6 protein-coding genes are annotated in these 6,940 nt (G+C 65.0%); 1 reads left to right on the top strand and 5 read right to left on the bottom strand.

Annotated features, from left to right (window positions below; genetic code table 11):
• Nucleotides 1-1,671: a hypothetical protein gene (locus A2Z13_10765; GenBank protein ID OGP80131.1), complete on the top strand. Its 1,671-nt coding sequence runs from the start codon at nt 1-3 to the stop codon at nt 1,669-1,671.
• Nucleotides 1,672-1,695: 24 nt separating this feature from the next.
• Here A2Z13_10765 and A2Z13_10760 read toward each other — a convergent pair whose 3' ends face one another.
• From A2Z13_10760 to A2Z13_10740, 5 genes are read right to left on the bottom strand one after another with little or no spacing between them, the layout of a single operon-like run.
• Nucleotides 1,696-2,517, bottom strand: a complete 822-nt coding sequence (locus A2Z13_10760; GenBank protein ID OGP80130.1) for a hypothetical protein — start codon at nt 2,515-2,517, stop codon at nt 1,696-1,698.
• Nucleotides 2,518-2,572: 55 nt separating this feature from the next.
• Entirely contained in the window at nt 2,573-3,391 is an 819-nt protein-coding gene (locus A2Z13_10755; GenBank protein OGP80129.1) for a hypothetical protein, read from the bottom strand.
• Nucleotides 3,388-4,830, bottom strand: a complete 1,443-nt coding sequence (locus A2Z13_10750; protein OGP80128.1) for a hypothetical protein — start codon at nt 4,828-4,830, stop codon at nt 3,388-3,390. Before A2Z13_10750 ends, A2Z13_10755 begins: the two co-directional genes overlap by 4 nt.
• Nucleotides 4,827-5,933, bottom strand: coding sequence for a hypothetical protein (locus A2Z13_10745; GenBank protein OGP80127.1), 1,107 nt, complete (start codon nt 5,931-5,933; stop codon nt 4,827-4,829). Before A2Z13_10745 ends, A2Z13_10750 begins: the two co-directional genes overlap by 4 nt.
• Nucleotides 5,930-6,889: a tRNA dihydrouridine synthase DusB gene (locus A2Z13_10740; GenBank protein OGP80126.1), complete on the bottom strand. Its 960-nt coding sequence runs from the start codon at nt 6,887-6,889 to the stop codon at nt 5,930-5,932. Before A2Z13_10740 ends, A2Z13_10745 begins: the two co-directional genes overlap by 4 nt.
• Between the last annotated feature and the right edge of the window lie 51 nt (nt 6,890-6,940).

The raw sequence follows: 6,940 nt of genomic DNA, 5'->3' as shown, positions 1-6,940 counted from the left end.
GTGGTCGACTACCTCCAGCTCATGCGGGGGACCTCCTTCCGCTCCTCCTCGGACAACCGCGTCCAGGAGGTCTCCGAGATCTCCCGTTCGCTCAAATCGCTCGCCAAGGAGCTCGACATTCCGGTCCTCGCCGTCTCGCAGCTGAGCCGGAGCGTCGAAAACCGCACCGACAAGCGCCCGCTGTTGTCCGACCTTCGCGAATGCGTGACAGGGGATACGCTCGTCCTGACCACGGAAGGCGGCCGGACTCCCATACGGGACCTGGTGGGGAAGCAGGCGGAGGTATGGGCGATGTCCGCCGAGGGTCGCATCGTTCCTGCAAAGAGCGATCTCGTCTGGTCGGTGGGCGAAAAGCCGGTGACTCGCGTCATTTTGGCAAGCGGCCGCGCCATAAGGGCCACGGACGAACATTTATTGTATGGTTCCCGCGGATGGGTGCGCGTGGCCGATCTGAAACCCGGCGACCGACTTGCCATCGCCCGCACCGTACCCGAACCGACCAAGATGATTCGTTGGCCGGAAGGGAGAATCGTCCTGCTGGGGCAGCTCGTCGGCGACGGCAGCTACCTGGTCAACCAGCCGATGCGGTACTCGACCGCTTCGGAAGAAAACAGCCGTGCCGTCGAAGAGGCGGCTCGAAATGAATTCGGCGCGAAGGTGACTCGCTATCGAGGACGGGGAAAGTGGCACCAGCTGCTCATCAGCGGGAACGGGAACCGTTGGCACCCTGCCGGGGTCAACCTGTGGTTGCGCGATTTGGGCATCTTCGGCCAGCGGTCCCATGAAAAACGGTTGCCGAGGGAAGTATTTCGTCTTTGCAATGAACAGATCGCTCTTCTATTGCGGCATCTCTGGGCGACGGATGGAAGCATCTGTTGCCGCTTGGCCGGATCCAAGGGATCGGCGGGAGTGTATTTCTGTACGGCAAGCGAGGGATTGGCGAAAGACGTGGCCGCGCTGCTGTTGCGACTTGGAATCGTTTCCAGAATTCGACCTGTGCAGAAAGCAAATTACCGACCGGTCTACAATGTGTATGTCTACGGTGTCGATCAGCAGAAACATTTCCTGGAGAAGGTAGGAGCGTTTGGGCCGCGAATTGCCCCCGCAGACAAGCTTTGGGAGGAATTGGCATTCATTGAATCCAATCCCAACGTCGACACGTTGCCGAATGAGGTATTCCTGAAGGTGAAGACAGCCATTGCGGAGAAAGGGATTTCGCATCGGGAAATGGCGGCCCTTCGCGGTACCGCATATGGGGGAAGCTACCAGTTTGCCTTCGCTCCGTCGCGCTCTCTGTTTATGGAGTATGCGAATATTCTTGACAACGATACCCTCCGGGGCTGGGCGATGAGCGACTTGTTCTGGGATCGCGTTATCGACCTGAGCGCGGAGGGAGTCGAGGAGGTCTTCGATCTGACGGTTTCAGGTCCAGCTTCCTGGCTGGCGGACGGCATTATTTCTCATAACAGTGGAGCCCTCGAGCAGGATTCAGACTTGATATTGTTTATCTACCGCGAAGAGATGTACACCAAGGGTGATACCCCGGACGACAAGAAGGGGATCGCCGAGGTGATCATCGGAAAGCACCGCAACGGCCCGACGGGAGAGGTCAACCTCGCTTTCCTCTCTCCCTACACCCGCTTCGAGGACCTGGCCAAGGATTACGAATAAAAGTTGGGGACGTTCTTAAACTTTTTAATCCCTGGGATTAAAAAGTTTAAGAACGTCCCTGATCTTTAGTAATGCTTCCTGCGCCGCCTTTTCCCCCTCCAGGATCGCCTCGTGCTTTTTCGAGAAGTCGCTCGCCCCGATGTGCCCCACCTTCGGCCGGATCACGACGTCGGCCCGGGAGAGCTGGATGGAGGCCAGCCTCGCGTACATGATACTCACCGACTGCAGCAGGGTCTCCACCGTGCTGTCCGGGGCCGAGCCCTCCGTGTCCGCGGAGACGTCTACCGCGATGACGACGTCGGCGCCGAGCTTCCGGGCGGCGTCCACCGCCACGGGACTTGCGACTCCCCCGTCCACGTACATCCTGCCCGCAATCCTGACAGGCCGGAAAACGCCCGGGATCGCGCAGCTCGCACGGACGGCCTGCCCCGCATTCCCCTTGCCGAGGACCAGCTCCTGGCCGCTCTGGATATCGGTCGCGATCGCGTAGAAGGGGATCTTCATCCCCTCCAGTGGGGTGTTCCGCACGGACCGGTTGATGAACTCTTCGAGCTTCTCCCCCTTGATGAACCCGTTGTCGGGAACGGTCAGGTCGATGACGTCCGCCTTTTCGAGGGAGATGGCGAGCTTCTGCACCTGGTAGGCGTTGTGCCCGTAGGCGTACAGGCTGCCGACAATGCTGCCGGCGCTGGTCCCGACGATCAGATGAACGGGCACCTGGTTGGACTCGAGGATTTTCAGGACGCCGATGTGGGCGAATCCCTTCGAGACGCCCGCCCCCAGCACGAGGGCGACCTTCGCCGCCCGGTGCGCGGGTGGGGCAGGGAAAGAAGGCGGGACCGTCATGGTGGAGATCTCCCCCCGGTGCGCAGGACGCACCCTCCCCTATCCTACACCCGGATCAACCGAAGAGGGTCCACCGTCCTTCCGCGGAGGGGAACCCCGAGGCGACCATCCTCTCCAGGATGGACTTCGCGGACCTTGCCGCTTCGACGACAGGATCGCCGGCGGCCAGCCTCGCAGCGATGGCGGAGGCGAGGGCGCAGCCGGTGCCGTGGGCGTCGACGCACCGCGCCTTGCCGGAAGGGCCGAGAAGCGTCACGCGGCCCTCCTCGAAAACGATGTCGACTCCCCGTTTTCCTTTCCAGGGGAAGTGCCCCCCCTTGAGGATGACGGCCGCGCCGGCGGCGGAGGAGAGGTCCCGCGCAGCGAGGATCGCTTCTCCGAACGAGCCGATCTTCCGGTCCAGGATCTTCTCGATCTCGGTGAGGTTGGGGGTGAGGACCCCGGCCCGGCAAAGCAGCTTCCGATAGGCCGGAAGCGCGTCGCGGGAGAGGAGCGCGCCTCCCGAAGAGGCTCGCAGGACCGGATCGAGGACCACGGGCAGGCGTGGATGCCTTTCCAGTAAGGCAAGGATCGCCTCCGCTGCCGCGCGGGTTCCCACCATTCCGATCTTCACCGCCCGGATCCGGAAACTCTTCACGGCGCAGGCAAGGGACCGGTCGATGGCGCTACGGGGGAGGGGAACGACCCGGGAAAAGGATGCCGTCGACTGGACCGCAAGGCAGGAAGGAACCGCGGCGGCGTACCCTCCCGCTGCGTGCACCGCCTTCGCGTCCATCAGGACGCCGGCGCCGCCGGTCGGGTCGAACCCCCCGAAGGCGAGGATCACGGGCGGGCGGATGCGGGCGGCAGGCCCTTTCGCCTCCTTCGGGCTCAACGGGATTTCCTTTTCCTCTTTTTCGGGAGGAGCGACAGGTCCTGCAGTTTCTTGCGGAGCGTGTTCCGGTTGATCCCCAGGATCCCGGCGGCCTTGATCTGATTCCCCCCCGTGGCCTCGAGCACCACCTTGATGAGCGGCTTCTCCATCTGGTGCAGGAAAAGCTCGTGGAGGTCTTCCTCGTCCTCGAGGGCGCTCCCGAGCCGGCGCACGAACTCGCGGACGCGCTCCTCGATCACCTGCTCGAGGGGGGCGGTGGCCAGGTCGGGCGCCCCGTCCGCCTTCGCCAGCTCGCGGGCCACCTCTTCCCGGCGCAATAGCTTCCCAAAGGACAGGACGGCCAGCCGCTGGACGAAATTTTCCAGCTCGCGGACGTTCCCCTTCCAGTGGTTCGCGGCAAGCTCCTCCAGCGCCTCTTTGGAAAACGAGCGCTGGGGACGGGAGAGGAGGCTGCAGTATTTCTGGAGGAAGAAATCGGCCAGCAGCGGGATGTCCTCGCGCCGCTCGGAAAGCGCCGGAACGCGAATGGGGAAGACGTTCAGCCGGTCGAAGAGGTCCTCCCGGAACTTCCCCTCCGCCACGAGGCGCCGCAGGTCGCGGTTGGTCGCGGCGATCACGCGCCCGCGGAACTTCTGCGGCCGGTTCGACCCCAGTCGGGTGAACTCCTTTTCCTGCAGGACGCGCAGCAGCTTGGCCTGGAGCTCCAGGGGAGTGTCGCCGATTTCGTCCAGGAAGAGCGTCCCCCCCATGGCCGCCTCGAGCTTTCCTTCGCGGGCGGTTTCCGCCCCCGTGAAGGCCCCCTTCTCGTTGCCGAACAGCTCGGCCTCCTGCAGCTCCCTCGGGATGGCGGAGGTGTTGACCGCGACGAAGGGGCGTTCGGGGGAGCCCAGCTCGTGGATGCAGCGGGCCACCAGCTCCTTGCCGACCCCCCTCTCGCCCAGCAGGAGAACCGTGGCGTCGGAGTCCGCCACCTTCCCGGCGCTCTGGAATACCTCCAGGATCGCTCGGCTGCGACCCACGATCCGGGTCGACTTCCACTCCTCCGCGTCTCCGGCGCGGAAGGGGCGCTCTCGCGAGGCGGATTCCTTTTCCAGGTCCTTGAGGAGCTTCTCGATGTGCCCGATGTCGAACGGCTTGGTGATGAATTCGGCCGCGCCGGCGCGGGTGGAGCGGGCCGCCGCGTCGGGACGGCGGACCGCGGTCATGACGAAGAAACGCGTCGGGGATTTTTTCGCCTGGATCCGCTCGAGGACCTCGATCCCTTCCATCCCGGGCATCCGGATGTCCACGAAGGCCGCGGAATAGGAGTGCTTCGAGAGCAGGGAGAGCGCCTTCTCTCCATCCTCGGCGAGGTCGGCGGCAAACCCCATCCCCGTCACCGTTTTCTGGAGGACCCAGCGGATGCTCTCGTCGTCGTCTGCGATCAGGACTTTCTTCAACTTGGCGGCTTCTTCCCGGGAGCGACTGGAAGGGATATTTTAACCGCCGTCCCCGTCCCCCGCACGGATTTTATTTCCAGCTTTCCCCCGTGGCGGGTGACGGCCTGCCGGGCCATGACCAGCCCCAGGCCTGTCCCCTTGGGCTTCGTGGTGTAGAAGGGGAGGAGGGCCTTCCGGGCGTCCTCCTCCGACATCCCGGGGCCGGTGTCCGCGATCGTGAGCTCGAGAAAAGTCCGCTTCCGCCCCTTGCCGCGGCTCCAGCGGTAGCTGAAGTTCATCCGGCCGTCGATCCGGATGATCCCCTTCCGGTCGATCGCCTCCACCGCGTTCTTGAGGATGTTGACGATCGCCTGGAAGATCGTGTCCGAGTGGCCGGAGACGTCGGGGAGGCTCGGGTCCACGCGCAGCTCGAAGGCGATCTCTTTCCGCTGGGCGCGGATCTCCGCCCGCAGGAGTTCTTCCGCTTGCTTCAGGAGAGGGAGCAGGGGAAAGGGCCGCGGGGAGGGCGGGGATTTTCCCATTTCGAGCATCTTCTCCACGAGCCCGTTGATCCGTTCCGCCTCTCTCAGGATCAGCCGGACCCCCTCCCGACGTTCCTCCTCGGAGGCCTCCCGCCGGAGGATCCATTGGCCGGCGCCGAGGATCCCGCCGAGGGGGTTCTTGATCTCATGGGCGATGCCGTAAGCCAGCATCTGCATCTCCGCGGCGCTCAGCGCCGCCTGCTCCTCCTGCTCCACCATCGTGAGAATCTCCGCCGGCTTGATCGACAGCACGGCGCCCCCCGGTTCCCTGTCGGGACCATACAGCGGGGAGGCTCCGATGATGACCGAAAGGGGCGGCAGCCCGGCATCCCGGTGGGGGAACTTGAGCTCCACGTCGAACCCCGTCACGGCGACGTTCTCCGTGAACGCTTTCCGGGCGATGCGGATGGCGGAGAGGCTTCCGCGGAACAGCGTTCGATAGTGCCTCCCCCTGAGGGCTTGCGAGGATCCCTGCAGGATCTCCTCCGCGGCGGGGTTGAGGTAGACGAGCTTTCCCGCCCGGTCGAACACCAGGAGGCCGATATTGACCGATTCGAGCGTGTGCTGGTAGAGGTCGTTCAAAAGAAACGCCCGACGGCGGCCCGGAATTCGTCGAGGGTGGAAACCCTCACCAGCGCGCCGCGGAACGCGGCAGCCCCCTGGATCCCCCGGCTGTACCACGCCAGGTGCTTTCGCATCTCGCGGATCCCCGCGTCTCCGTGGCGGCGGTGCATCTCCTCCCCGTGCCTCAGGATCAGGGCCCGGCGTTCCTCGGGAGAGGGGCCGGGGGAAGGAAGCGCGGCTTTGTGCCCGACCGGGGCGAGCAGCTCCCGCCGCATCGCCCGGAAGATCCACGGGTTGCCCAGGGCGGCCCGCCCGACCATCACGGCGTCGCATCCGGTCTCGGCGATCATCCGGGCGGCGTCCGAAGCCGTTCGGACGTCTCCGTTGCCGATGATCACCCGGTCGGGAAATTCCGATTTCAGAGCGGCGATCTGCCCCCAGTCGGCTCGGCCGGAGAACATCTGGCCGCGGGTGCGAGGGTGGAGGGTGACCGCAGCCGCACCGGCCGCGAAGACCTCCCTCGCCACCTCCCGGAAGGTCTCCGACTCCTTGCCGAACCCGGAGCGGATCTTCACGGTGACGGGAATGCCTCCTCCTCCGCGAACAGCCGCCGCCGCGAGCCCGCCCGCCCGCCCGGGGTCGGCGAGGATCGCCGCCCCCGCCCCACCCGAGGTGACCTTCCGGACCGGGCACCCCATGTTGATGTCGACGAAATCGAAGCCCAGCTCCCGGACCCTGGCGGCGGCCTCGCCCATCTCCGCGGGCGAGGCTCCGAAGAGCTGCGCTCCGACAGGCCGCTCATCCTCGCAATATTCGAGGAATTGCCGTGTCCTCGCCGGCTGCATCAGCAGCCCTTTCGCAGAGGCCATTTCGGTGAGGACGACGTCGGCCCCGTTCTCCCGGCACAAGAGGCGAAACGTAGTGTCCGTGATCCCGGCCAGCGGCGCCAGGATCAGTTTCCCCCGGAAATCCATCTTCCTAATATAACACCCCTTTCACGCCCGCCGATCTCCGGAGCGGCCCCC

The organism is Deltaproteobacteria bacterium RBG_16_64_85, from assembly GCA_001798885.1.
Taxonomy (GTDB): Bacteria; Desulfobacterota; Deferrimicrobia; order Deferrimicrobiales; family Deferrimicrobiaceae; genus FEB-35.
Note: the sequence above shows the minus strand (reverse complement) of the source record. Positions and strands in the feature narration are given on the sequence as shown.